This is a genomic window from Clostridium sp. UBA5712 (assembly GCF_002419845.1).
Taxonomy (GTDB): Bacteria; Bacillota; Clostridia; order Clostridiales; family Clostridiaceae; genus Clostridium_J; species Clostridium_J sulfidigenes.
Genome location: NZ_DIGW01000015.1, coordinates 356,849 through 382,647, shown reverse-complemented (window position 1 = coordinate 382,647; position 25,799 = coordinate 356,849). Strand labels below are relative to the sequence as shown.

Annotated in this window: 22 protein-coding genes and 1 riboswitch; of the genes, 3 read left to right on the top strand and 19 right to left on the bottom strand. The window is 31.2% G+C overall.

What is annotated here, in order from left to right; genetic code table 11:
- Window positions 1-452: 452 nt before the first annotated feature.
- From B3B03_RS14530 to B3B03_RS14450, 17 genes are all read right to left on the bottom strand, one after another.
- The gene (locus B3B03_RS14530; protein ID WP_346847179.1) at window positions 453-1,241 is read right to left on the bottom strand and encodes an OAM dimerization domain-containing protein; all 789 of its coding nucleotides are present in this window, start codon (window positions 1,239-1,241) and stop codon (window positions 453-455) included.
- Complete coding sequence (locus tag B3B03_RS14525; protein ID WP_346847178.1) at window positions 1,241-2,797, bottom strand: lysine 5,6-aminomutase subunit alpha; 1,557 nt, start codon at window positions 2,795-2,797, stop codon at window positions 1,241-1,243. The genes B3B03_RS14530 and B3B03_RS14525 overlap by 1 nt, the downstream gene beginning before the upstream one ends.
- Window positions 2,787-4,265, bottom strand: coding sequence for a MutS-related protein (locus B3B03_RS14520; RefSeq protein ID WP_035130514.1), 1,479 nt, complete (start codon window positions 4,263-4,265; stop codon window positions 2,787-2,789). The genes B3B03_RS14525 and B3B03_RS14520 overlap by 11 nt, the downstream gene beginning before the upstream one ends.
- A 1-nt stretch (window position 4,266) precedes the next feature.
- Window positions 4,267-5,292, bottom strand: a complete 1,026-nt coding sequence (locus B3B03_RS14515; RefSeq protein WP_035130517.1) for a hypothetical protein — start codon at window positions 5,290-5,292, stop codon at window positions 4,267-4,269.
- A gap of 22 nt (window positions 5,293-5,314) precedes the next feature.
- On the bottom strand, window positions 5,315-6,565 hold the full coding sequence (gene ablA, locus B3B03_RS14510) for a lysine 2,3-aminomutase (protein WP_035130520.1): 1,251 nt from the start codon (window positions 6,563-6,565) through the stop codon (window positions 5,315-5,317).
- Between the two features lie 71 nt (window positions 6,566-6,636).
- Entirely contained in the window at window positions 6,637-7,674 is a 1,038-nt protein-coding gene (locus B3B03_RS14505; protein WP_035130522.1) for an L-erythro-3,5-diaminohexanoate dehydrogenase, read from the bottom strand.
- Between the two features lie 110 nt (window positions 7,675-7,784).
- Window positions 7,785-8,609: a 3-keto-5-aminohexanoate cleavage protein gene (locus tag B3B03_RS14500; protein WP_346877693.1), complete on the bottom strand. Its 825-nt coding sequence runs from the start codon at window positions 8,607-8,609 to the stop codon at window positions 7,785-7,787.
- 61 nt (window positions 8,610-8,670) lie between these two features.
- Entirely contained in the window at window positions 8,671-9,051 is a 381-nt protein-coding gene (locus B3B03_RS14495) for a hotdog domain-containing protein (RefSeq protein WP_035130526.1), read from the bottom strand.
- A 265-nt stretch (window positions 9,052-9,316) separates the two neighbouring features.
- Window positions 9,317-9,488: riboswitch (Lysine riboswitch) on the bottom strand.
- A 155-nt stretch (window positions 9,489-9,643) separates the two neighbouring features.
- A complete protein-coding gene (locus tag B3B03_RS14490) occupies window positions 9,644-10,213 on the bottom strand; it encodes a hypothetical protein (protein WP_346877692.1) in 570 nt (189 codons plus the stop codon).
- Window positions 10,206-11,225: a cell wall-binding repeat-containing protein gene (locus tag B3B03_RS14485; RefSeq protein WP_346847176.1), complete on the bottom strand. Its 1,020-nt coding sequence runs from the start codon at window positions 11,223-11,225 to the stop codon at window positions 10,206-10,208. Before B3B03_RS14485 ends, B3B03_RS14490 begins: the two co-directional genes overlap by 8 nt.
- Before the next feature lie 182 nt (window positions 11,226-11,407).
- Window positions 11,408-12,259: a formate/nitrite transporter family protein gene (locus B3B03_RS14480; RefSeq protein WP_346877691.1), complete on the bottom strand. Its 852-nt coding sequence runs from the start codon at window positions 12,257-12,259 to the stop codon at window positions 11,408-11,410.
- A gap of 303 nt (window positions 12,260-12,562) precedes the next feature.
- The gene (locus B3B03_RS14475; protein WP_346877690.1) at window positions 12,563-13,567 is read right to left on the bottom strand and encodes a hypothetical protein; all 1,005 of its coding nucleotides are present in this window, start codon (window positions 13,565-13,567) and stop codon (window positions 12,563-12,565) included.
- 318 nt (window positions 13,568-13,885) lie between these two features.
- A complete protein-coding gene (locus B3B03_RS14470; protein ID WP_346847173.1) occupies window positions 13,886-15,913 on the bottom strand; it encodes a urocanate hydratase in 2,028 nt (675 codons plus the stop codon).
- A gap of 141 nt (window positions 15,914-16,054) precedes the next feature.
- Window positions 16,055-18,040: an aminopeptidase gene (locus B3B03_RS14465; protein WP_346877689.1), complete on the bottom strand. Its 1,986-nt coding sequence runs from the start codon at window positions 18,038-18,040 to the stop codon at window positions 16,055-16,057.
- Between the two features lie 150 nt (window positions 18,041-18,190).
- Window positions 18,191-18,514, bottom strand: coding sequence for a DUF2325 domain-containing protein (locus B3B03_RS14460; protein WP_346847171.1), 324 nt, complete (start codon window positions 18,512-18,514; stop codon window positions 18,191-18,193).
- Window positions 18,515-18,929: 415 nt separating this feature from the next.
- A complete protein-coding gene (locus B3B03_RS14455) occupies window positions 18,930-19,667 on the bottom strand; it encodes an alpha/beta hydrolase (RefSeq protein WP_346877688.1) in 738 nt (245 codons plus the stop codon).
- A 5-nt stretch (window positions 19,668-19,672) separates the two neighbouring features.
- Complete coding sequence (locus tag B3B03_RS14450; protein WP_346877687.1) at window positions 19,673-20,476, bottom strand: AraC family transcriptional regulator; 804 nt, start codon at window positions 20,474-20,476, stop codon at window positions 19,673-19,675.
- A 180-nt stretch (window positions 20,477-20,656) separates the two neighbouring features.
- On the opposite strand from B3B03_RS14450, the gene B3B03_RS14445 reads away from it, so the two are divergent.
- The 3 genes from B3B03_RS14445 to B3B03_RS14435 all read left to right on the top strand — a co-directional run bounded on the left by B3B03_RS14445 (window position 20,657) and on the right by B3B03_RS14435 (window position 23,652).
- Window positions 20,657-21,751 (top strand): FecCD family ABC transporter permease, encoded by a 1,095-nt coding sequence (locus B3B03_RS14445; protein WP_414632836.1) that lies wholly within the window; start codon window positions 20,657-20,659, stop codon window positions 21,749-21,751.
- Between the two features lie 9 nt (window positions 21,752-21,760).
- On the top strand, window positions 21,761-22,534 hold the full coding sequence (locus B3B03_RS14440) for an ABC transporter ATP-binding protein (RefSeq protein ID WP_346847429.1): 774 nt from the start codon (window positions 21,761-21,763) through the stop codon (window positions 22,532-22,534).
- A gap of 74 nt (window positions 22,535-22,608) precedes the next feature.
- Window positions 22,609-23,652, top strand: a complete 1,044-nt coding sequence (locus B3B03_RS14435) for an ABC transporter substrate-binding protein (protein ID WP_346877685.1) — start codon at window positions 22,609-22,611, stop codon at window positions 23,650-23,652.
- Window positions 23,653-23,770: 118 nt separating this feature from the next.
- Here the strand turns inward: B3B03_RS14435 and B3B03_RS14430 are convergent, their stop codons facing one another.
- Both B3B03_RS14430 and B3B03_RS14425 read right to left on the bottom strand, forming a co-directional pair.
- Window positions 23,771-24,826 (bottom strand): spermidine/putrescine ABC transporter substrate-binding protein, encoded by a 1,056-nt coding sequence (locus B3B03_RS14430; protein ID WP_346877684.1) that lies wholly within the window; start codon window positions 24,824-24,826, stop codon window positions 23,771-23,773.
- A 151-nt stretch (window positions 24,827-24,977) separates the two neighbouring features.
- Window positions 24,978-25,511, bottom strand: a complete 534-nt coding sequence (locus B3B03_RS14425; RefSeq protein WP_346877683.1) for an NUDIX hydrolase — start codon at window positions 25,509-25,511, stop codon at window positions 24,978-24,980.
- Window positions 25,512-25,799: the final 288 nt, after the last annotated feature.

The window sequence follows — 25,799 nt, the reverse complement described above, 5'->3', positions numbered from 1 at the left end:
ACAATATAACTATATATCTATCTATGTATAAAAACATTTAAATAGATTCATAGTTAAATAGTTATTGTATTTATAAGGAAACTCCTTCTCATATTCATTTTCAATTTAGGAACTCCTTTTCACATACGTTCTAAGGAGTAAGTTCGAACTACTAAATCAAAGATTTAGATTCTCACTTATTTTTACTTAGCCAAATCGTAGATTTGGAGTGGTGTCACTAACGTGACTTTTCGCTTTGCTCTCGAGGAAACTCCTTCTCATATTCATTCGAATGAGTATTTTTTACTTAGCCAAATCGTAGATTTGGAGTAAAAAATAAAGTAGAATGAATTTCTTCATTCTACTTATATACCCTATAATTTTATTTCACGTAACCCTTTTAGTTTTTATCCCTATAAACTAAATATATATATAAACATTAAACTAGACTTTTAAACATTAAACTTTTTAAATTAAACTAACTTTCTTTCAACTATTTCAGTTACTGCAAAGCTAGCAACGTCATCTGCATATTTTCCTGGTCCGAATCCTGCATCGTATCCTAATTCTTTAGCAAGTTCGTGAGTTATTCTTGGACCACCACAGATTAATACAACTTTATCTCTTAAACCTTCTGCCTCTAATAACTCTACAAGGTTAGTAAGGTTTTGGATGTGTACATCCTTTTGTGTAACTGTTTGAGATACTAGAAGAACGTCAGCTTTTAGCTCGATAGCTTTCTTAACGAACTCTTCGTTTTCTACTTGGCTTCCTAGGTTGTAAGCTTCGATACCTTTGTATCTTTCAAGACCATAGTGACCAGCGAAACCTTTCATGTTCATTATAGCATCGATTCCAACTGTGTGAGCGTCTGTTCCTGTTGAAGCTCCTATGATAACTACATCTCTTCCGATGTGCTCTTCAATGTATTCTCCAACTTCTGACATAGACATAGTATCTACTTCTACAGTTTGAACATGAATTTCTTCATAGTTAACAGTATGAGTTAATGAACCATATACTACATAGAATGTAAACTCTTTATCTAATGATCCGTGATGAGCAACGTTTGGATCTTTAAGTCCCATTGATTTTGCAAGTTGAATAGCAGCTTCTATTCCTCTTTCATCATCTTTAACTGGTAAAGTAAGACTCACTTGAACCTTTCCATCGTTCATAGTATCTCCGTAAGGTTTAAGTTTAGTTAGATCTAAATTAGTATCGTAATCTCTAACTTCTGTTGAATATAATCCACCACTCATTATCTGTTTCCTCCTAACATTAAATCTATAAATGGGTTGAAGTAATTAGCTTCCTTCTCAACAACTCCATCTAATCCTTTTCCTCCGTTTAGAGGTCTCTTAATACCTGCAAATTTACCTTGCTCTAAAGTACTGAATAAACCTTCTTTTTCTATTACAGATAATAGATCAGCAGCTTTTCCTAGAACTTCATCAACTCTTGTTTCCATTATTCCACCTTTTTTGAAAGTGATTTCAGAACCAAGGTCTTTCATTGTATGGAATATATATTGTGCATTATCAATAGATAGTGCTCTATCACTCATAAATGGAGTGTGTATAGCTTCTGTTAACATTCCTAATAAGTGTAATTTTTGGCTAGTCATTATTGTAACCATGTTAAATAATGCATCTTGTACTTGACCCTTGAATATATCTCCAGTCATGAACTTAGTTGGAGGCATGTATTTTAGTGGTGCTTTAGGGAATATTTCTCTAGCCATTTGTGCTTGAGCAAGCTCATATAGGAATCCATTTTCAACATTTGGATTTATTTCAAATGCGTGTCCTAGACCCATTTGTTCTTCTGGAAGTCCTGCAACTAAAGCAAATTGCTCATTGATGAATTGAGAAGCAAGCACTGTGTGAGCTTCTTCAACAGCATCAGCAGTTGTTAAGTAGTTATCTTCACCAGTGTTGATTATAACTCCTGCAAAACCATTGATTACTCTTGAGAAATATTGGTCAACTATAGTTCTTTGCATGTTGATATCTCTGAAAAGAATTCCGTATAATGCATCGTTAAGCATTACGTCAAGTCTTTCCATAGCTCCCATAGCAGCTATTTCTGGCATACATAATCCTGAACAGTAGTTACATAATCTGATGTATCTTCCTAATTCTTCTCCAACTTCATCTAAAGCTGATCTCATAAGTCTAAAGTTTTCTTGAGTTGCAAAAGTTCCTCCGAATCCTTCAGTTGTTACTCCGTATGGAACGTAGTCAAGTAAGCTTTGTCCTGTTGTTCTAATAACAGCTATAACGTCTGCACCTTGTTTTGCAGCAGCTTTAGCTTGAATTATATCTTCATAGATATTTCCTGTAGCAACGATAACATAAAGGTATGGACCTGTTTTATCGCCGAATTTTTCAAGGTAAGCTTCTCTCTCGCCTCTGTTAGCTTTGATTGTAGCTACCATGTTTTTAGCAACTTTTTCAACTGCCATTTTTATTTCAAACATATCTTTCATAGGTAGTTTAGTTAAATCTAATTCATTTTTAGCTACTTTTTCTGCTATTTCTTGTGGAGTTAATCCAGTGTTAACCATAGCATTACCTACTAATACAGCAACTCCAACAGATAATCCGTTTCCAGCTTTAATGTTTTCTACAACTACGTTTGGTAGTGGTACTCCAAATTCATCTACGCCATCTATACCTAATAATCTACATACAGTTCTTTCTACAGCTACTGTAGTATGTCTGTCTATGAACTTTTGAGTGTCTTGAGCTATATTCTTTGATGATTCTCTAGCTTTAGCAACTAGATTTAAATCTAAATTTAATTTACTTTCCATTGTACTCCTCCTCATAATATGTTTTCGCTATATTCACTATGTCTTTTTCTAATCCTAATAGCATCGCTATATTTAGCGCATCCTTAGGTACTTGATTTGTCTTAGATACTCTTTCAAGTTTATATTCCATATGCTCTTGGATAATTTCAACTGAATGAGTCTTATTAAGATCAATCTTATATTTTAGTTTCTCAAAGTCTATATTTTTTAGTCCTACAACTTGATAATGAACCATAGGTTCTTCTACCACACCATCATAATGGGTAGATATTATGCTAGCAGTGTTAAATTTTTGTAGATAATTTGCAAGAGATTTTACAAGGTAATATCCTTCTTTAGGGTTTGTTCCCCTAGCGAACTCATCAAGAGCTACAAATCCATCTCCACGTTTTACACACTCTACCACTTCTTTTAATTTAATTATCTCAGCTCCAAAAGTACTCAATCCCTTAGATATAGATTGCATATCGTCTGAAACAAAATGAATAAAATCTAATACTGGATAAGTTGCTTTTTTTGCAAATACAAAGAAGCCCAATTGTCCAAGAAATAGGTTTAAAACAATAGTCTTTAATGCTACACTCTTTCCTCCCATATTAGCTCCAGTTATCACCGTAGTTCCCCCATGAAGCTGTATATTAACAGGAGAGAATGCTTTTCCTTTTTTCTTAAGGATCGCTTCAATTTCAGGATTTATTCCATCCTCTATATCAATATTCATCTCTTTAACTATGTTAGGTTTAACACAATTGTATTTAATAGCAATGCTTGCCTTTGCCATTAATAAATCTAAAATACCTACCACTTTTAAATTTTCTGATATATATCTACTAAAGGAGGACAATTTAGAAGTAAGTTCTTTTCTAATATGTAACTCTTCTTCTTCCTCTTGAATAACAATATCTAATCGCTCTTGTTTTAACTTTTCAATAAGACCTTCATCATTGCAAGAAAAAATTGCTTTTTCCTTTTCACCTTTTAGTTTTCTTATCTGAGAAAGTTTTTCACTATATTCTTCATAAATATAGAATGTAGATAAACGTTTTTTACTTGGGTCTAATATATCTATTACTTCTTCTAGGGAATGAAGCTTAATTTTACCTACAGATAAATTAATATTATCTAAGACTAATTTAAGCTCTTCCAAAAGCATAGATACATATTTAACCTCATAAAGTTCAACTTCATCTAATATTTCTACCTTCTCTGCTCTTCTTAATGTATTTCTTATATCTTTAATCTTGTGTAGAAGTCTTACTATATCGTTAAACTCATCATGATATTCATTCATATGACCTATCATCAGCTCAACGTTAGTAAGCTCTTCTACCAATTTATCATACTCATTAATTCTAAAAGGCTTTATCAGCTTCTTTTCCTCAGTACCATAAGGAGTTATTATACCAAGCTCATCCATGATAAAGGAAAACCCTATTTGAGCCCTTTGTTCATTATCTAAAAACTTCATATTATTTCCCCCCTAATACATCAAATACTGGAACATTGACAGCTTCTCTAAGACCTTTTAAGAATTCATCCTTTGGAAATTCATATCCATAAGGTGATTTTGGATTTGAAGTTATGCAAACCACAGTTATCTTATTTAGGACCTTTATGACTCCACCTTGCCTATGGAATCTATAAAGGCTTTCACTACTAATAAATAGCTTAGTACCATCTTCCACAAGAAAAGTTATATCTTTATATAGGTTAGTAGAAGTCATGATATTTTTAATAAGTTTGTCAGAAACTGCACCTTTAATAACTACATGGGATACTTGTTCACTCAAAGCTTCTACAATTTCTTTTGAAGCTTCTAGGGCAGTTAAAACCTCTAGTACTTTATAGGTACCATCCTTATAAATGATGCCTACAATTCCTGAATCACATATTTTTGTTGCGACATTTAAAATAGACCTATCTTGCTCATGGGGTAAACTTAATAGATCCATAGTATGTTTTGTCTCACTTATGACAGTCTTCATACTTCTTGATAGAGCGGCTCCTGTAGATAACACTGTAGCTTCTGTTATGGCGGGTGAAGCAAAGGTCTTTCTACTTAAAGCTCCATCTACTATTACAAGATCACACTGAAGACTTAATAATTGATCTTTTATATTGGTCATATATGAATTCACGGAAGGTCCTCCTAAATCCACATAACCATCACTTAAGGCTTTACAAATAACAACTTCTCCCATAGGAGTATTTATTCCTGTAGTTCTTACAATCTCTCTTGTGAAATCACTATTTAAAAGACATTGTTTGGCTGTAGCAATCACAGTCCCCTTTTCAATATATATCTTAGGTTTCTCTGTAGCCGTAACCCTGTCTAACTCTTCACCATCTCTCCCTATAGAAGTTAGGCCAAGGGACACAGAGCCCCTAGCCTCCTTCAAGATATGGTTTAAAGTTGTAGTTTTTCCCACATTTTTATTCATACCTATAATAGATACACTTTTATATGGTTTCAATAACTTTAAAATTTCATTCATTAAGATCACTTCTAACTATATTCTAGTGAGCGTGTCTTTCGTTTCTTTCTAATCCTGTTGGTTCTAAAGCAAGTTTTTCACCGTTTAATAATCCAGCAACTCCAACTTTATGAACTGATTTCTTACCTGTACAAACATCACAAGTACATCCTGGAGTGTAGTTTGTTGGCTCAGAGTAAGTAGTTATAACTCCTTCAAAGTTTCTAAGTATTACTTTGTCATGGCTTTGAGAAATTACATAGTTTGGCATAACTGGAGTTTTTCCACCGCCGCCTGGAGCGTCAACAACGAATGTTGGTACGCAGTATCCAGAAGTATGTCCTCTTAATCCTTCAATGATTTCGATACCTTTAGAAACTGGAGTTCTGAAGTGCTCTAGTCCTAATGATAAGTCACATTGATAGATGTAGTAAGGTCTAACTCTGATTTTAACTAAATCGTTAACTAATTGTTTCATTGTGTGAACACAGTCATTTACTCCTCTTAGAAGTACTGATTGGTTTCCTAGTGGTATACCAGCATTAGCCATTCTCTCACATGCAGCTTTAGACTCTTCTGTGATTTCGTTTGGATGGTTAAAGTGAGTATTTAACCAGATTGGGTGGTATTTCTTTAACATATTTACAAGGCCATCAGTAATTCTTTGTGGCATAACTACTGGTGTTCTTGAACCAATTCTGATTATTTCTACGTGTGGTATTGCTCTTAATTTGCTGATGATGTACTCAAGTACTGAATCGTCAACTAGTAAAGCATCTCCACCTGATAATAGAACGTCTCTGATTACTGGTGTTTTGCTGATATAATCTATAGCTTTATCTATTCTTTCCATTGGCATGCAGTCATCGCTTTGTCCTGCAAATCTTCTTCTTGTGCAGTGTCTGCAGTACATAGAGCATTGGTCAGTTATAAGAAGTAATACTCTATCTGGATATCTATGAGTTAATCCAGGTACTGGAGAATCTGTATCTTCGTGTAGTGGGTCTTCTAAATCTGCAGCAGATTTATGAGCTTCTAATCCTGTTGGGATAGCTTGTAATCTTACTGGGTCATTAGCATTGTTTGGATCGATTAATGATAAGTAGTAAGGAGTTATAGCCATTCTTAAAGTTTCAAGACATTTTTTAGCTCCTTCTTCTTCTTCTGGAGTTAATGGAATATACTTCTTTAATTCATCTAAAGTTTCTATTCTGTTTTTTGTTTGCCATTTCCAGTCAAACCATTGTTCATCTGTAACGTTTGGAAATAATTCTTTTCTACGAGTTGTATTCATTAATTGTTACCCCCTATAATTTCACATTTATATATATTAATTTTATTAATTAATCAATTATAATCTACGGATTAAACGTATAATTCTTGGAATATAGCTCTTAGAGTTTCGTTTTCTCTTAACTCTTGTAATGTTATTTCAGCATGTCCTTTAGTATATCCGTTTCCTACTATCATAGTTACGTCTTTACCTACACCCTCAGCTCCTAAAGCAGCTTTAGTGAATGCTGTAGCCATTGAGAAGAAGTAAACTATACCGTCATCTTTAACTGGTAATATAGTTGACATTTCTGTGTTTTGAACGTTAACTATGTTGATAGATACATCAACTTCTTCGCCGTTGTTGTTAGCTAAAGCTAAGTTCATTACGTCGATAGCTTTAGTAGCATCTCCGATAACTATTTTCATGTTTAAGTTTAATCTTCTTAATCTTGCAGCTTCTTCTTCGTTTCTAACTAAACCAATAACGTTTCCTGTTGGTCCAACTCTTTTAACTGCTTCGTAGCAACATAACATTCCTGATTTTCCTGCTGCTCCTAATAAAAGAACTGATTGTCCTGGTCTAACTAATTTAGCAACTTGAGCTGGAGCTCCTGCTACGTCTAGTGCAGCTAGTGCTAAAGTTTCTTCCATATCTTCTGGAAGTTTAGCATATAATCCGCTTTCGAATAATATTGCTTGACCTTTAATTTCTACTCTATCGATGTCTGGTTTAATATCGATGATTTCTTCTATTTTAAGTGGAGTTAATGAAAGAGATACTAATGTAGAGATTTTGTCTCCAACTTTAAGATCAGTTTTTCCTTCTAATGCAGCTCCTATTTTAGCTATTTTTCCGATAAGCATTCCGCCTGAACCAGTTACAGGGTTTTGCATTTTTCCTCTTTCTCCAACGATTTCAAGGATTTTTGCTTTTATTTTTTCTACGTCATGTCCAGCTTCTTCTTCTATTTGTGTAAAGCTTGCTGAGTCAACGTTTAAAGCTTGAACGTCGATAAGTATTTCATTATCATATATTTCCATTGTATTGTCTATTTTTAAAGCTGGTTGTGGTAATACTCCTGCTGGTGTTATTACTCTGTGAGTTCCATATTTACATCCTTTTTTCATTAAAAACACTCCTTTTTACTTTAGTCTCAATAAATTTTTTCTACTTAATTATTGTTTATTATATTTTTAATCTTATACGTTAAAAATAGCTTCTTATATTATGCTTCAAATTATAAAGCTTTAAGTCCTAATATTTCTCTTGCTTCTGCTGGAGTTGCAATTTCTCTTCCTAATTCTTTAGCTATTCTTACAGCTTTTTCAACTAGGTCAGCATTGCTTTCTGCCATAACACCTTTTGATAGGTATACGTTATCTTCAAATCCAACTCTTACATGTCCACCTTCTATCATAGACATTGCAGCTAATGGGAATTCATTTCTGCCTATTCCTGATACTGTGTAAGTGCTTCCTGCTGGAATACTTTCTTTCATAAATACAAAGTCTCTCATTCCAGCACTTATTCCACCATTAACTCCCATAACGAAGTTGAAGTGCATTGGTGCTTTTATAAATCCTTTTTTATGAAGTCTGATCGCCATGTCAATCATACCTTTATCGAATACTTCGATTTCTGGCTTAACGTTTAACTCGATCATTTTCTCCCCGAATTCTTTGATTGTGTTCTCTGTATTAACAAATATTTCGTCTCCACCAAAGTTACAAGTTCCACAGTCTAATGTTGCCATTTCTGGACTTAAATCAACTGGTTGAAGTCTTTCTTCATTGCTCATTCCTACAGCACCACCAGTAGATGGTTGAATGATAACATCTGGACATCTTCTTCTTATTTCAGCCATACAAGCTTCAAATCTATCTTTGTCTTGAGTTGGAGTACCATCATCTTTTCTAACATGAAGGTGGATTATACTAGCTCCAGCTTTATAACATTTTTCTGCCTCTTGACCAATTTCTTCTACTGTGTAAGGAACATTTGGATTTTGCTCTTTAGTAACCTCTGCACCACAAATAGCTGCAGCAATTATTAACTTTTCCATTTAAAATCCTCCTATATAGTTAATTTTTTAACAATGTTTCTGCAAGAATTCTTGCACTTATTTACTTTCTCTTCTTATCTTTTGGTACTACGCATATTCCAGTTGCTTTACAAACAACTATTGGCTCTTCTAAAACGTCACAAGCTGAATCGTTGATTTCAGGTCTTGGAACTATTACTTTTCTAGCTTCAAAAGTCATTTTTCTTGATGTGTTTCCAACGTGTACGATTTCACCTACAGCTTCGATATAATCTCCAGCAAATACAGGTGCCATGAATTCTACGTTTTCATAAGCTTTGAATAGACCTTCGTCTCCATCATTTTGTATTAATAATTCTGTAGCTACATCTCCAAATAATTGTAGCATTCTTGCTCCATCAACAAGATTTCCACCGTAGTGTGCATCATGTGCGCTCATTCTTAATCTGATTACTGATTTCATTTTCTTTTCCCCCTATAAAATAATCGTTTACTTTTTATTTATGTATAACTTTTTAGTATAAACAGATTTCTTAGTTTCTTTGAAACTTAGAAATCGTTATCCAGGGACGTAGCAGCTCTTTTACTCTCACTTTGAAAAAGTTCATAGTATTAGAGATGATAGTCATCGGATAAAAATATAGTAAATAAAAAATGGCGTTGAAAATATTCAACACCATTAGATAACTTGGTTAGTTAGAACTATCAATGCAATGAATATTTTTCATTCCATAAATAGCTCTCCATATAACATGGCAGTGATAAAACCTTGTGTCTTATCCCCAAGTAATACAAAATACCTTTGTACCCTTTCGGCCTATAAACAATTCACTGTAACATCAGAGGGTATTCTCTTTAACATTTATCAGTTACCAATTTATAAGCGCCTCTACTTATGATTCAATATTAAATTTTTAAACAATTCAATTTATTATTTATCATGTACCTATTATAAATCTAATATTTTAGAAATGCAATGGTTTTTTTAAAAAATTTTTAAATTAATATAAGTTTTTTGTAGATTTTGAATTTTACTTAACATTTCACCGTTTTTCTTATACTTTTTTCAGTATACTCATAGTAATTTGTCCACCTAATCGTTTCCATAAGTCATCTATACTAGGAAATGAAGATACAAGATTACAAATTGATTCCTTGTAATCTTCATCACTCCATCGATAACCATAGTTTATACAATTAATTATATATCTTCTAAAAAAACTTTTTAAACTATTTCTGAAACAAACAATTTTATATTCGTTATATTTATTACCTAGTATTAAGTATAATTTTCTTTGATGACTTAAATTTATAATTAAACTTAATGTTTTTTCATCATAATAATTAAAGTGAAAAGGATAGTACTTTTCTTTTATATCATCTTTCATTCTTATAATCAAGTGCCCTGAAATTACTTTATTACTTTTTACATAGGCGCTTTTGAAATTAAACTGCATAGAATTAGGCAAATATATAAAATCTTTAAAATCATCTTTAATTATTATACAAGTCAACTTTTTATTATGAACCTTTTGTTCTGTTAAAGCAGATACCCCCAAGGGTAGGTCTTTAAGCATATCTTCTATAGGTCTCACTTTAATTTCACCCACTTTTGAGCTATTCAATACTTAAAACCTTAAATTTCTCCTCATAATTTACTGCCTCTAAAACCTTATTAACTATGTTGTCGCTAACTACTCCAACTCCACCTAAAACCAATACTTGATCGGATTTTATTCCTTTTATTGCTGCTAAAACTTTAGGATAATAAGTTCCTGATTCCTCCATAAGAATTACTGGAGAAGAAGTTAATGCAGCTATTGGTGCTCCTACTAATCCATCTGGAAAATCTATTCCTGATGCTAAATAAATTTTGTTTAAATTAACATTTCCTTTAAAATAATTAAAAACTGCTGTATTAGTTTCATATCTATCAATTCCACTAATTCTTTCAGGACTTTTATAATTAGCCATATTAGAGTTTGATATCACACCATCCCCACCTATAACATAAGTTTTAGGTATGCTATTATTTTGAATGAACTTTTTATTATAACTGTTATATTCATTCACATCTGTTAGCAATATAGGCATTCCTAGTTTTGCCGCCACCGGAGCTATTGATAGAGAATCGGCAAAACTTACCCCTGAAGCCAAAACAACTCCATTAGATGTTCCAATATGCTCAGCTACTTTTACAGCTGTTTCATACCTATTGATACCACCTAATCTTTTAACATCAATGCCCATTCCCTTTAACTGGGATTGTACATTTTTAGATACAACTCCATCTCCACCAACTATGTAAGCTATAGAAGGCTTCAATCTATTTATCTCATTGGACACTACAGTAGATAATGCACTCTGTTCTGTTAGCAATATAGGAGCATTATACTTTTTAGCTAAAGGTGCCGCACTTAGTGCATCAGGATAATCCGTTCCACACACTAGTACTATGGTTTTACTTCCACTAGGCCATCCCTGTTTAGATGTTTCTACAGCAGTTTCATATCTAGTGCTCCCACCTAATCTTATTTTTACTGCATCTGCTTCTACTCTATTATTAATGCTAAAGGCTATTGCCCCCATTATACTTAAAGCTACAATTGAACTGATAACTTTTCCTTTCTTCTTCATATAACCCTCCCATTAATTAATTTAGTATTTATCTTCATACTATCTATTTTATATTATGTGCTATAAATATAAAATAGATTTTTACAAATCAATAGAAATTTTTACAATTTTCCATAAAATCTTATAAAAAAAAATCATGCTAAAACTTAATTCTAACACAATTTTCCATGAATTTATATATACTATGCTGATAATTTCTCTCTTATCTCAATATTCTTTTTATTACATTTTCTATATATGAACCAATAAACTAATCCAATACAAACTGCACCACCAATAATATTTCCTATGGTTACAGGAATTAGATTATTAAAAATTCCAACTATAGTTAAATTATCTAATTTTTCAACAGCTACATGAGATGCTTCAACAAAAGCTGAATTTGTTTTTGCAAGCAATCCTATAGAAAAGTAATACATATTAGCTACGCAGTGTTCAAAACCTGCTATAACAAAAGCAAATATCGGAAAGAACCCCATGAATATTTTTCCTGTTACATCTTTAGCTGCATAGGAACCCCATACACATACACATACTATGACATTACACAATATTCCACTTGCAATTGCAGGTACAAAACCCATACTTGCCTTAGCCGCTGCTACCTTAATAGCATAGCCTCCAACATTTCCTGTTGATAAAAGACCTGATTCAAAAACTAGTATTGCTACAAAAGCAGCTCCAATAAAGTTTCCTATCCAAACAAGTGCCCAATTTTTAAACATTTGGCCTGTGGTTATCTTTTTCTCAGCCCAAGCTACACTTAATAATGAATTTCCTGTGAACAATTCTGCTCCACATATTAACACTAAAATTAATCCAACTGGAAATACTATACCTGCCACAAATTTCTGTAATCCGGGATCACTAATTCCATGTGATGCTACTGATGATGCATATGCCCCTAAAGCTATAAATGCACCTGCTAAAATACCTAAAAATAAAGTTTGTACACATTTATTATTAGCCTTTTTTACTCCAACCTGTTCTACATAATTAGTAATTTCATCAGGTGAAAGCATTTTTTTATCCATTAGAAGTTCCTCCAGTATTTCTACATTTTAATTTGTTTTTTTACTTTCCACGTTAATTATATTGAACCCTACACAAGGTGTCAACAGATTTCCCCTTAATAAAACCTGGAAAAAATCCACCTTGGAGATTTACCTGTATATTTTAAATATTACAATAACTTTCATGAAATTTCATATATTATTACAGCTATATTTATATGCATGTTCACAATTTAGACATAAAAAAAGTGGCATGCGCCGCATTCCTAACGGTAAAACCTATAAAGCGTAAAAATCTATACTTTCCTATACAACAAAAAAATATTACCTAGTAAACCAGGTAATATTAAAAACTCCAATTTCATTCCATGATAAGTTTTCATTTATACTTTCGCTTTCAAAGGTATTTTTAAGCATGTTTTTAAGTTTCATAGAATTTTCATTGAGCTTTTTCTTCATTTCCTCATTTTCTTCTTCTATAAACTCTTCATCTTTTACTAAATAATTTCCTTCTTGGCTATATATAACCAGTTCATCACCCTCATATACTATGTCTCCATTTATTTCATAGGGCTTAACAGTCTTAAAAACATCCTTTATTTTACCATTCTCAATTTTTCCTCTATACAAATATTCACATTGAGTTAATTTTTCCTTATCAAAACTAAAGGTAATAAAAGCTATCTCATCCTTTTTAGGAGATACTTTTCCCTTTAATAAAACTTCTCCATTATCTTCCAAACTAATTATTTGTGCATTATTAAAGTATATATTAGTAACTCCATTACTAGCTCTACCATAAACTATAGTATTACCTTCATTAAGAACATCTATTAAGATTCCTTCGCAGGAATTCAAAAGTTCTAAAGTGTCTGCATCATAAATTAGATATTTACTCGTGGTAGGATCTATATATAAATGAACTACTAATTTATTATTCATCCATGATATATTAGATATTTGATTTTCACCTATATCATTTATTTGTAATACTTTATATTCCTCATCTTTCATACTATATATATTTATTTTATCTTTCTCATCTAAATATTTAAAAGCTATATTACTCCAGTCATTACTTAAAGCAGAAAGTTCTTTCAGCCTATGCAAATCTCCTACCCCTTCTAAATATTCCTCATGCTCATCAAAAATATATATGTTGTTGTTTTTTTCTATTACAGCACTTGTATAATTGTTTATAATTGGATCTCTTTCTTCTTCAATATCGGATTTACATCCAACTAAAATAAAAAGGGTACTAATTAGTGTTATTGCTACGACAAATATTTTTATTTTATTAACTTTTCTAACTTTTTTTCTATAATTCAACACTACCCCTCCTTATCTACACATCAAATACCCTAACTATTATACTACTTGCAAATACTCTATTCAATATTATCTACTAATGTATATACATTGTTTAATCATTGTTTTTATTTCATTTAAATTTACTACATATATTAAAAAATCATCCCCATAAAAATATACGAAGCAACCTTCAACTTAGAACTTATTTTTTATATTTTTATTAATATATTTTATTTACAACTAAATACAAACTAAAAAAATAAAAAATCAGGTATATAGTCTTAATCTTTTAATACTATATACCCAATTAACTTATTCAATTATTTAAATTATGATTTATTTATTTAAAGCTTTTTCAATAACAGATTTTATTAATTCATCCTTCGGTATATATGGAAGAGTTATATGATCTGTTCCTTGGTTCTTCTCATTATATTCCATACTTGTTTCAATAGAATGTGGATTTCTTGCCCAAGCTCTTCTAGCAACTCCGCCCATAACATCCCATGCCATAGATGATTTTATAATATTATCAACTCTTTCGCTACCATCAAGAACTAATCCAAATCCTCCATTGATTGACTTACTTGTTCCAACTCCTCCACCATTGTGAAGAGCAATTAAGCTCATTCCTCTTGCTGCATTTCCTGCAAAGCATTGGATTGCCATTTCAGCCATCATGTTACTTCCATCTTTTATATTAGAAGTTTCTCTAAATGGAGAATCTGTACCACTTACATCATGGTGATCTCTTCCAAGCATGATTGGTCCAACTTCACCATTTCTTACAAGTTCATTAAACTTAAGAGCAATATCCATACGACCTTGTGCATCTTGATATAATATTCTAGCTTCTGTACCAACAACTAATTGGTTCTTTTCAGCATCTCTAATCCAAATGTAGTTATCTCTATCTTGTCCTCTTCTATTTGGATCAATACATTCCATTGCAGCATGGTCTGTTTTTATTAAATCTTCATGTTTATGACTTAAGCATACCCATCTAAATGGTCCATAACCATAGTCAAATAGCATTGGTCCCATGATATCTTCAACATAAGAAGGATAAATGAATCCATCCTTTTCATCTACACCATTTTTAGCTATGTCTTTTCCACCAGCATCATAGATTGCCTTCATAAATGAGTTACCATAATCAAAGAAGTAAACTCCCTTAGCAACTAACTTTTTAATTATGTCGTAGTGTTTTAATAAGGTCATATCTACAAGCTCTTTGAATTTTTCTCTATCTTCTTTTAATAATCTGGTTCTTTCTTCAAAAGAAATTCCTACTGGTGCATACCCACCATCATATGCAGCATGGCAAGAAGTTTGGTCTGATAATAAATCTATATGAATATCATTTTCTAAGATGTATTCAAGTAAATCTACGATATTTCCATGATATGCTATAGAGATAGACTCTTCATTTTTAGCCTTTTCTTTAGCAACTCTTATAACTTCTTCTAAATCACTTGATGCCATGGAAACCCAGCCTTGATCAAGTCTTGTTTTGATTCTTGAATAGTCAACCTCTGCTACAATTCCTACTCCATTAGCTATTTCTATAGCTTTAGGTTGAGCACCACTCATTCCGCCAAGACCAGAAGTTACAAATATCTTACCTCTTAAATCTCCATCATCAGCCACTCCAAGCTTTAATCTTCCTGCATTTACTATAGTGTTGAAGGTACCATGAACTATACCTTGAGGTCCTATATACATCCAACCACCAGCTGTCATCTGGCCATAGTTAGCTACTCCTAGTTGAGTTGCTAAATGGAAATCTTCTGGATTATCAAACATACCAACCATTAAACCATTAGTAGTTATTACCCTTGGAGCAGTTTTAGAACTTCTAAATAATCCTAATGGATGACCACTCTCTACTACTAAAGTTTGTTCATCTGTCATATTCTCTAGGTATTTTTTAATAAGTCTATATTGCATCCAGTTTTGGCACACTTGTCCTGTTTCACCGTAAGTAACAAGTTCATAAGGATATAATGCCACATCAAAATCTAAGTTGTTATCTATCATTACTTGGAAGGCCTTACCTTCTGCGCAATTTCCTTTATATTCATCTATAGACTTACCACTTAATTTTCCTTCTGGCCTAAATCTATATCCATATATTCTTCCTCTTGTCAAAAGCTCTTCCATAAACTCTGGAGCTAATTTCTCGTGAAGATGTTCTGGAACATATCTTAAAGCATTTTTAAGAGCTAATTCAGTTTGTGCAGGTGTTAAGCTATAACCTCTGTCAGGAGCTCTTCTAATTCCTTCTTGAAACTTAGGCATTTCTGGTAATTCATCATCTAACTTTATTACCATCTTATTTTTAATATCAATGTTATTAATCATAATTTTCCTCCTATTTCTATAAAAAATATATCCGATGACTACCTGCTCTAATATTCCTATCTTTTTTAAAGTAGGAATAAAGAGCAGCTACGTCCCTGGATAATGATTTCTAAGCTTCGAAGAAGCTAAGAACTCTGTTTATTAAGCCTCTCCATTGAAAGGTTCATTTAATTCCTCAGTGCCCTTTAGAATAAATCTACCATTTTTAATTACTTCAATAACTTCCCCATCCTTTGTTATAGCATTTATAAACTCTAAGCTATCGTAAGGTATAGTTATATCTGTATGACATTGAGTATATGCACTCTCTATATCCGTTTTTCTAAGAATAGATTTTTCATTATCCTTAGCAATTATTTCTTTTCCATCAAAAGCATTATAAACTCTTTCATCTTCACTATAAGAATAACAAGTATCACCCACTGCAAAGTGTGGTCCCATCTTTTCTCCAATAAGGATAGGAAGTATAGGTACTATATTATGCTTCTGCGCTATAACATATGCTAAGGTGTTTGTACCTATTGCAAACTCACCAAGAGGTAAAGTTTTATTTGGGAACAACAGATTTTCCTCTACATACTTTTTATTTTTAGATTCTTCATCAAAATTAGAACAGTTATATTCAGCAATATATCCATCCTTAAATAAAAGTTCTAAGTTTATATATTTAAGGCCATCTAGGAAGATTTCTTCTAGATGTAGAAGTCCATTTGTTCCTTTTAACATTGGAGATGTAAATACCTCTCCAACCGGTATATTTACAGTGGCAATACAGTTTTCAAAGTTTGTTTCCTTTTCTGGATTGTTGATCTCCTGCATTTTAACCTTTATATCTGTTCTATTTCCATTGCAGCCCTTAACATGGATAAACTCACCCTTATCTAAAGCCCCAATAATATCATTTTGGATTCTTTCCCACTTGTCTGAATCAAGAGTATTTATCTTCATAGTATCAGCAAAGATTTCCTCAAAATTTTCTCCTATTTCTGGACTAGGGAAAGCTATAATAGTAAAGGTTGTTTCCTTAGATGGCATGTATTTATCTTGAATAGTTCTAAGTCTTACCGTTGCATTTTGGTAAACCTTACTTTGTTCTTCACTTAATTTTAAAGCTGTATTCTTGCTTTCAGGTGCAAACGGAACCTCTCCAAAGCTTTCAATAACTGCAATTCCTGAATACTTTCCTAAACCTTCTTTAAATCTTTCAAAGGTAGCTGTAAATCTTTCTTCTTTAACTTCTGCATAGTTTTTACTGAAGAATAAAGCATTATCAAATCTATGATCATAAGTAAACTGTTTATTTGCTTCAGTAGATTCTACCATTGCAAGGACAGGGGTTAAGTTGTATTTACCAAACTCCTTTATAACCTCTTTAACAATAGCCTCTTGACCAACAAAGTATATTAGTCTAACTGTAGACTTAATAGTGTAATCCTTCTTTTCTCTTATAAAGCTATCCATATATCCTTTAACCATGGTATATGCAATCTTGTTTACATCTTCATAGGTAGACAAAAATTTAGCTGTCTTTATTTCATTATCAGTTATATATTTTCCGTACTTAAATAAGTATCTTAAATCTTCTGCATTTGCTTCATCAACTATAGTTCTGTAATAACCCTTAGTATCTAAAGCTATATTATTAACCTTTTCCTCAGCTTCCATGTCTAAAATGCTAACTTCAAAATCCCTTATAAGCTCCATTAAACCATTAGCATTATCACCATTTTTAACTACGTAAGCATAGGCATCTGTAAATAGCTGTAGTAACTTTTCTATCTTCTCAGTCTTATGAGAAAATACTAAAGATATACATTCATTTAACCTATTATATAAATATGTAGCTATTTGACCCATTTCTTTTCCTAGCTCTTTCACTGCATAGTCTGGGTTGCCGTAACTTGTTTTATAGTTGTCACCTAGTAAATCATTATAAATTTCATGATTTTCTTTTAAAAGTTCATCAAAGTCTTTCTTTTGAAAATACTCATCATTTAACTTTTCTTCTAAACTACATATTGAATATAGTTTTTCCCCCATTGTCTTAAAGAAAGTTAAATAATTTTTCCCCTGAGTATTTATTAAATATACTTCTTTTACTCCATTAAGATTACATATGTTCCTCATTTCATCCCCCACCCTTCTAAAAATATCCATAACAAAAACGTATCATATTCAGAAAATTAATACAATACTTTAGGCGATTTTTGTTATCGGGGTAAAGTGCTAAAAGATTAAACTCTACCCCAAAAATGTTTCCTTAATTTAACTTTATATTTAATTACTATGTTTAGTGCAGTTTTCGCAATCCCCAGAACAATTTAAACAATGAGTTTCTAATATACTCTTTAAAGAGCTAGAGCTACTACTATGAGATTTTGCTATACTGATATTCTTTCTTGCTGCCTCTTGCATAGCTGCATTAACCATTTTATGAGATACTGTGTTAGTAAACATTACTAATAAATCTGGACATCCTATTTGAGATTTAAAGCGACCTGGCATTTGTGTAAACACCTTAGCCTTACAATTATATTTATCGCATATCTTTTTATATTCAGAAACCATCCTATCATGACCACCAATTATTACTATACTCATTTCTTTACCTCCTAAAATTTATATTATTTATATAAGCTCTTATGTATATATAGCTATGTACTTCTAGAATTTTAAAATATTAAGATGTTATAATAAGAAATTTTAAAATGCCTAAGTATTTTAATTTTGCATATTTATGATGTTAACTATTTACATACTTAAATAGTTATATAGTTAGCTTCGGCTTACCTACTACTAAAATAAAATTAGGTAAATACTTAACTACCTTTAAGAAAGCTAGTTAGCCATTGCTTACTTAACTGTAAAAAGATAAGTTAGCATCAACTAACTTATCTTTCAGTTTACTACTAAAGCTATGTTGTGTCAATATAACTTTAGTATAAAGTTCTTATCCTAACATTATCAAGTTGCAATGAAATACAAAAATTCCTTCTTCTTGTAATTATCAAACTAATTAATCTTTTCTCATTAAAAATTCCAAAGCAATTTTATTTCTATTTAATATATTTTCGTGGTGGTCATAATCATCCCAAACCATTTCTACATTTTCTTCTCCTATATGTTTCTTAAATATTCCATAGGACATACTAGAAAACTTAGGCATGTCCTTCTGAATTGTAGTCTTGCTATGTCCCTCCTTTCTTCCAGCAATAATAATAAGTCTAAAATCATCATTTACTAAAATTTCTTCCTGAATAAATTTAATCCATCCATCATACCATTGAGATGCACATATACTTGCTACCTTACTATAATTATCATTTTTGAAAACTGAATATAAAGAAATCAAAGCTCCAAGAGAATGTCCCATAATTTTTCTATCATTCTTATTACTGCTTACTCTAAACTCTTTTTCAATATAGGTTTGTAAATCGCTTATTAAAAATTCTAAGTATTCATCCCCCATGCCCTCAAATGGATGAAATCTTTCATGGTTAGATTCTGCTGCCCAAGGGGTATATTCATTTAATCTGTCAAAAGGTGTAATTCCAATTATTATATGTTCCTCTAAAGATTTATTTTCAAATTTATCTTCTATTTCATCAATTATTCCACCTAAAAACTTTCTAAATTTATCACCATCATGAACATAAACTACAGGATATTTTTTATCAGATATATCATACTCCCATGGTAAATACATGAAAATCTCTCTATCAAAAACTGTCCTCGTTAAAATTCTTCCTCGCATATCTTCTACCCTTTCTTTAACTTGCTTGGAGTAACTCCAAAATTTTTTTTAAATAACCTACTAAAATAGAATTCATCATTATAGCCAATCTTTTTTGAAACTTCCTTTACTGCAAAACCTTCATTTAATAACTTGAATGCAGCAGTCATTCTGCATTGGATTAAATAATCTATGGGACGAATATTTAAATACTTATTGAATAAGTATGATATTCTATTAGCTTTCTCTCCATATTTTTCTGAAAGCGTGCCTAATGTAATCTCTTCCATATAGTTTTGTGAAATAAATTCACTTACATCTATGGTAAAATCTTTTTCACTTAATCCCTTTTTGTAGTTATGATCAGTAAAGAGTTCTCTTAAAAATAATGAGGTTTGTATTTGAAGATTTACTTTTGATGTTAATTGTTGTTTTGAAGATATTTCTTTAAGCTCATACAAGGATTTCAATATCTCGTCATAATTTATTACGTCAAATTCGAAGGTTGAATTCATATAAGAATCAGGCTTAATACATTTATCTGCCATATAATAGATATTCATATATTCAAATTCTTCATCTCCTAAAACCTTAAAGGATATGTTTTTATTTTTACATCCATGAATCACCTTTCCTCCTTCAGCAATATAGACCTCATTATCAAACTCTATTTGGGCTCTTCCTCTTATAGTAAAAATGAATGCTGAGAGATTAGTTGTATAACCATTTTTCGATGACATAGAATTCTTGATAAACCTTTCTATTCTAAAAACTTCAAAAGTATTTTTTCTAAATTCTTTTAATAAATCACCTTTATTAACATTTTTCAAGTAAATAGGCTCCTTTCAATACATATAACTTTAAATAATTGTCCATGTTTTTATTTTAGTATATTCTATTACGATTTTTTCTATATTATAATAGTTAATGAAATTGATAATTATTATCATTTAATTCTCTAGAATAAGTTTACCTCATTTTTAGTAGGAGTTCAAGAAAGGATGTTAAATGTGAAAGATATTTTAAATGCTTCTTATGAGAAAAACCAAAAGATAAAAAAATCCTTCAATTTATTTATCTTAGGCTTAATTATATTATTATTTATTTCTGTAATTTTATCAGTATCCTTTGGTTCACTTAGAATAAAACCTTCTGTATCCTATAGCATAATCTTAAATGAACTATTTGGATTATCCTTAGGTGATGCTGCCAAAGTAAGTAATATATCTACTTATAATGTTATTTGGTTAATTAGAATGCCTAGAGTTTTACTTGCAATTGTTGTTGGAGCTGGACTTGCTGTATGCGGAACAATAATGCAGGCAACTGTTCAAAACCCTCTAGCTGAGCCATATATTTTAGGAATTTCTTCTGGTGCATCACTAGGTGCAACCTTCTCTATAATGTTAGGATTGGGCTCATTTAGTCTCTTTTCCATAAGCAGTGTATCACTTTGGGCATTTTTAGGTGCTTTAAGTGCCTCTATCCTGGTATTGGTATTATCCTCAATGGGAAATAAAATGTCATCTTCCAAATTAGTCCTTTCGGGAACTGTAGTCAGTGCATTATGTACATCTTTATCTAATTTTATAATTTCTATTGCTAGTAATGCTGAAGGTATGCAAACGGTAAAATTCTGGACAATGGGTTCTTTGGCAACTGCTAAGTGGCAAAATATAGGTTTTGTAATTTTAGCTGTAACTATATGTTGTTTATTTTTCTTAACTCAAGGAAGAACTTTAAACTTAATGTTAATGGGTGATGAAGCCTCAATGACTTTAGGGCTTAATTTAAATTTATACAGAAAAATTTATATGATAATCACATCATTACTAACAGGTATTTTAGTAGCTAATTGCGGGATTATAGGCTTTGTAGGATTAATAATCCCCCATATTTCAAGATCTATAGTTGGGTCTGATCATAAAAGACTAATCCCAACTTCAATACTTTTAGGTTCTATATTCTTAATTTGGGCTGATGTTTTTGCTAGAATAATCATCCCTAATGCCGAATTATCCATTGGTATTATTACTGGTTTAGTTGGAGCACCATTCTTTGTTTACATTTTATTGAGAAAAGGCTTCGGATATGGAGATAAGTAGGTGATTATAATGGATTTGAAAATTAAAGAATTAAAGGTCAATTTATCGAAAAAAGAAATTGTAAAAGGAATTGATTTAGCAGTTACAAGTAATAAGTTCATAGGCTTAATAGGTCCAAATGGGAGTGGGAAATCAACATTATTGAAAGCTGTTTATGGTGTAATAAAGCCAACCTTTGGAGATGTTTTTATATCTGATAAGGATATAAAAAATTACAACAAAAAATCTCTTGCTAAAACTCTTGGAGTGGTTAGTCAATTTAATAATATTAACTTTGATTTTAAAGTTATAGATATAGTTCTAATGGGTAGGGCTCCTTATAAAGGTTTATTAGAGCAAGATAATAAAAATGATTATGATATGGCACTTAAAGCTTTATCTCAAGTTGGAATGATAGATTTTGCTCAAAAAAACTTCAGCCTATTATCTGGAGGTGAAAAGCAAAGGGTTATATTGGCTAGAGCAATAACTCAAAATCCTAAAATATTAATTTTAGATGAGCCCACTAATCATCTAGATATAAAGTATCAACTAGAAGTTATGTCAATAGTTAAAAATTTAAATATATGTGTTTTAGCTGCTTTGCATGATTTAACATTAGCTTCTCAATTTTGTGATGAACTTTATGTTTTGAAAGATGGAGTTATTGTGTATAACGGGATTCCAAATGAAGTTATAACAGAAAAAACAATTAAAGAAGTATATGATGTTGAATCTATTGTTCACATAAATCCAGCTACTAAAAAGCTTTCTATTGAATACTTACCACCATCATTACATTAAACAAAAACTATAACTAATTATTCTATTATATAAAAATTAAAACTTTTAATATGAAAATCGAGAGGAGAATTATCATGAATAAAAAAACTTTACTTTTACTTACATCATTAGCTCTATCTGCTGTAGTCTTTGTAGGCTGCAGTAATAAAACTGAAAATGTAGACTCACCATCAAAGCAAGAGCAAACTAGCACTTCTACAGCTGCATCAACTAATAAAACAACTTATCCAATAACCTTTGATGCTTTTGATTCTGAAGGAAATGTGTACAAACAGACTTTTAATGAAGCTCCAAAGAAAGTTATAACTAATAATCAAACTTCAACTGAACTACTTTTAACTTTAGGGTTAAAGGATTCTATAATTGGAACAGGTGACTTAGATACTCCTATGTTAGAAAATTTAAAAGCAGACTATGAATCTATACCTGCAATTGCTAACAAAGGTGATGTTGCTAAAGAAGTTGTTGTTGGCTCAGGTGCAGATTTAGTAATCGGAAGATCTGCTTCATTTAAAGATGATAGATATGGTTCAATACCAAGTTTAAATGAAGTTGGTATTAATACTTACGTTCAATTGGCAAGTAAAATGAATGCCCATATTTCTTTAGACACAATTATTCAAGATGTTAGGAACGTAGGTACTATGTTCGATGTTCAAGATAAAGGTAATAAATTAGCTGACTCACTTCAGAATTCATTTGATAACATTAAATCAAAAGTTCCAACCACTAGTGAAAGAAAAAAGGTTATGCTAATAGTTAATTATAATGGAGAATCCTTTACTGCTTATGGTGCTAATGCTTCATTACAAAAGGAAATGTTAAATGTGTTAAATTCGGATAACGTTATTGAAAAAGGGGGTTCTATATCATTAGAAAATATAATTTCTTCTAACCCTGACCATATTGTTTATGTAACAGCAAATAAAAATGCTTCAGTAGATGTTGATGCCGTAGATAGGCTATTAGCCGAACCTACACTTCAAAGTGTTGAAGCTATAAAGAATAAAAATATCGTTTCTGTTGAATACACTGAACTTATGGGATATGGCTACAGAACCTTCGATTGCTTAGAAAAATTGGCTAAAGACTTCTATCCCGATATTTTTAAAAACTAAAATGTAAAAATGCTTAGTGTTGACTCACTAAGCATTTTTATTATAGAATAAATAGGTTTGTATAAACACAAATTTATCTACTCTCTTTTTTATTGTTATATAATACTATAGATGATTTCTAATTACTTGATTTTATGCGTATCCATGCATCATCATATACCTTTTTCACATCACTAGGAAAATCAACATAGATTTCACATCTATCCATTATTTCTTTAGTCATATATGCATTAGGATTATTTCTAACTTCCTCTGGTTGTTCAAGTCTTGCTTCTTTATTAGGAGTTGTATACCCTATTTCATCAGCTATTCTTAATGCACTTTCCTTATCACTTACAAAGTTTATGAACTTTTCAGCACCATCAACATTTTTAGCATTATAAGGTATGCATAAGCTATCAATCCAGAAGTTTGCCCCTTCCTTAGGTACTACATAAACTAAATTAGGGTATTCAGCTTGAAGATTTAATCCCTCTCCAGACCAAATCATGTTTATATCAGACTCTCCTGCTGGAATCATTACAGTTCCATTATCAATCCCATATATTGGATTAACTAATTTCCTTTGATTTAATAGTAGCTCTTTAGCTTCTTCAATTTCTTTTGGATCAGTTGAATTTAAAGAATATCCAAGTTTCTTTAAAGCCACTCCTATGGTGTCTCTATAGGTATCAAACATAAAAATCTTATCTTTATACTTTTCATCCCATAATATATCGAAGCTATCCACTTCTTCTTTTACTACATCTTTATTATAAATAAGTCCTACTGTTCCAAACATATAAGGAACTGAATATTTATTACCTGGATCTATTTCTAGATTTAAATAGGCTTCATCCATTTGAGATATATTAGGTATATTATCTTTATTTAATTCTTGAACAAACTTACTTTTTATCATTCTAGGCATTAAAACATCAGATACTAATATAACATCATAGTTCACACCGCCCTGACTAATTTTTTGATACATAGTTTCCATATCATCAAAGGTTTCTACATTAACCTTTATGCCATATTCATTCTCAAATTCTTTTACAGTTTCTTCATCTATATTTTCACCATAATTGAAAAAGCTTATTTCTTTAGAAGAATCTTTACTACAACCTGCAAAAACCACCAACATCATTAAAAGACATGTTGATAGGCTCAATAATTTAAATAATTTTTTCATACTACACTTCCTCCCACATGATTTTATATATTATTTAAATCCTAAATATTCTTTCGGATTATAACATTATTTTAAATATATGTCTAATTGTATAGTATTTATTATTTAATTCATCTAATAGCCCTAAGAAAAAATATTGGAATGTGCTAAGTTACAGAGTATACTTATTTTCATTGACAGTACCATATTTTTTTCGAGCATCAAAAAATAGTTGTATCAAACTCTGATAATATGGTGTAAATTCACCACTATCTATCATTGAAAATATCTCTTCTTTAGACGCCCACTTCACTTTCTGAACTTCTTCATACTGCAATGATAGTTCATTGATATCAACATCTTGTTCAATTAAATAAATATCATCAAATCCATTGTTAAAGTTCATGGTAATATGAGGTCTAATATTTTTAAAATCTACTCTTAACCCAATTTCCTCAAACAATTCCCTTTCAGCTGCTGATTGGCTTGTATCACCTTTTATAGCACTTCCACCTACTGTTATATCCCACATATTTGACCAACCTTCTTTGAAAGGTTGTCTCTGTTGAATTAGCATCTCACCATCTGAATTAAAAACACATACATGCACAACTAAATGATAATTATTTTTTTCAATAGGTTCACCTCGAACCATAGTTTCATTTGTTTTATTTCGATTAATATCATATACATCCCAAAGTTCCATATTCATACCTCCCATAATATATATTATTATATCTACTGATAAGTTTATTATATCTCATTACTTATGTTACAGTATTTTCACGTATAATAACAGCCCTAGTTAAGTCATATCAATGCCTAAGGCTAGAAATTGTACTTGGTCTTAAAGGAAACTCGACTCACTTCGTTCGCTGAGTAAGTTCGCCTAACTAAATCAAAGATTTGGAGGCTTACTTATGATACGATTCACTGTAATTGGCATAACGTAGACTTTTTAGTCAAAAACAATTTATATCCACAAATTATTAAA

Excerpts from the sequence above, each read along its gene's own strand:
- B3B03_RS14530 (WP_346847179.1), bottom strand. The coding sequence starts at position 1,241 with ATGAGTGGTGGATTATATTCAACAGAAGTTAGAGATTACGATACTAAT.
- B3B03_RS14525 (WP_346847178.1), bottom strand. The coding sequence starts at position 2,797 with ATGGAAAGTAAATTAAATTTAGATTTAAATCTAGTTGCTAAAGCTAGA.
- B3B03_RS14520 (WP_035130514.1), bottom strand. The coding sequence starts at position 4,265 with ATGAAGTTTTTAGATAATGAACAAAGGGCTCAAATAGGGTTTTCCTTT.
- B3B03_RS14515 (WP_035130517.1), bottom strand. The coding sequence starts at position 5,292 with ATGAATGAAATTTTAAAGTTATTGAAACCATATAAAAGTGTATCTATT.
- ablA (WP_035130520.1), bottom strand. The coding sequence starts at position 6,565 with ATGAATACAACTCGTAGAAAAGAATTATTTCCAAACGTTACAGATGAA.
- B3B03_RS14505 (WP_035130522.1), bottom strand. The coding sequence starts at position 7,674 with ATGAAAAAAGGATGTAAATATGGAACTCACAGAGTAATAACACCAGCA.
- B3B03_RS14500 (WP_346877693.1), bottom strand. The coding sequence starts at position 8,609 with ATGGAAAAGTTAATAATTGCTGCAGCTATTTGTGGTGCAGAGGTTACT.
- B3B03_RS14495 (WP_035130526.1), bottom strand. The coding sequence starts at position 9,051 with ATGAAATCAGTAATCAGATTAAGAATGAGCGCACATGATGCACACTAC.
- B3B03_RS14485 (WP_346847176.1), bottom strand. The coding sequence starts at position 11,225 with ATGAAGAAGAAAGGAAAAGTTATCAGTTCAATTGTAGCTTTAAGTATA.
- B3B03_RS14480 (WP_346877691.1), bottom strand. The coding sequence starts at position 12,259 with ATGGATAAAAAAATGCTTTCACCTGATGAAATTACTAATTATGTAGAA.
- B3B03_RS14470 (WP_346847173.1), bottom strand. The coding sequence starts at position 15,913 with ATGATTAATAACATTGATATTAAAAATAAGATGGTAATAAAGTTAGAT.
- B3B03_RS14465 (WP_346877689.1), bottom strand. The coding sequence starts at position 18,040 with ATGAGGAACATATGTAATCTTAATGGAGTAAAAGAAGTATATTTAATA.
- B3B03_RS14460 (WP_346847171.1), bottom strand. The coding sequence starts at position 18,514 with ATGAGTATAGTAATAATTGGTGGTCATGATAGGATGGTTTCTGAATAT.
- B3B03_RS14455 (WP_346877688.1), bottom strand. The coding sequence starts at position 19,667 with ATGCGAGGAAGAATTTTAACGAGGACAGTTTTTGATAGAGAGATTTTC.
- B3B03_RS14440 (WP_346847429.1), top strand. The coding sequence starts at position 21,761 with ATGGATTTGAAAATTAAAGAATTAAAGGTCAATTTATCGAAAAAAGAA.
- B3B03_RS14435 (WP_346877685.1), top strand. The coding sequence starts at position 22,609 with ATGAATAAAAAAACTTTACTTTTACTTACATCATTAGCTCTATCTGCT.
- B3B03_RS14430 (WP_346877684.1), bottom strand. The coding sequence starts at position 24,826 with ATGAAAAAATTATTTAAATTATTGAGCCTATCAACATGTCTTTTAATG.
- B3B03_RS14425 (WP_346877683.1), bottom strand. The coding sequence starts at position 25,511 with ATGGAACTTTGGGATGTATATGATATTAATCGAAATAAAACAAATGAA.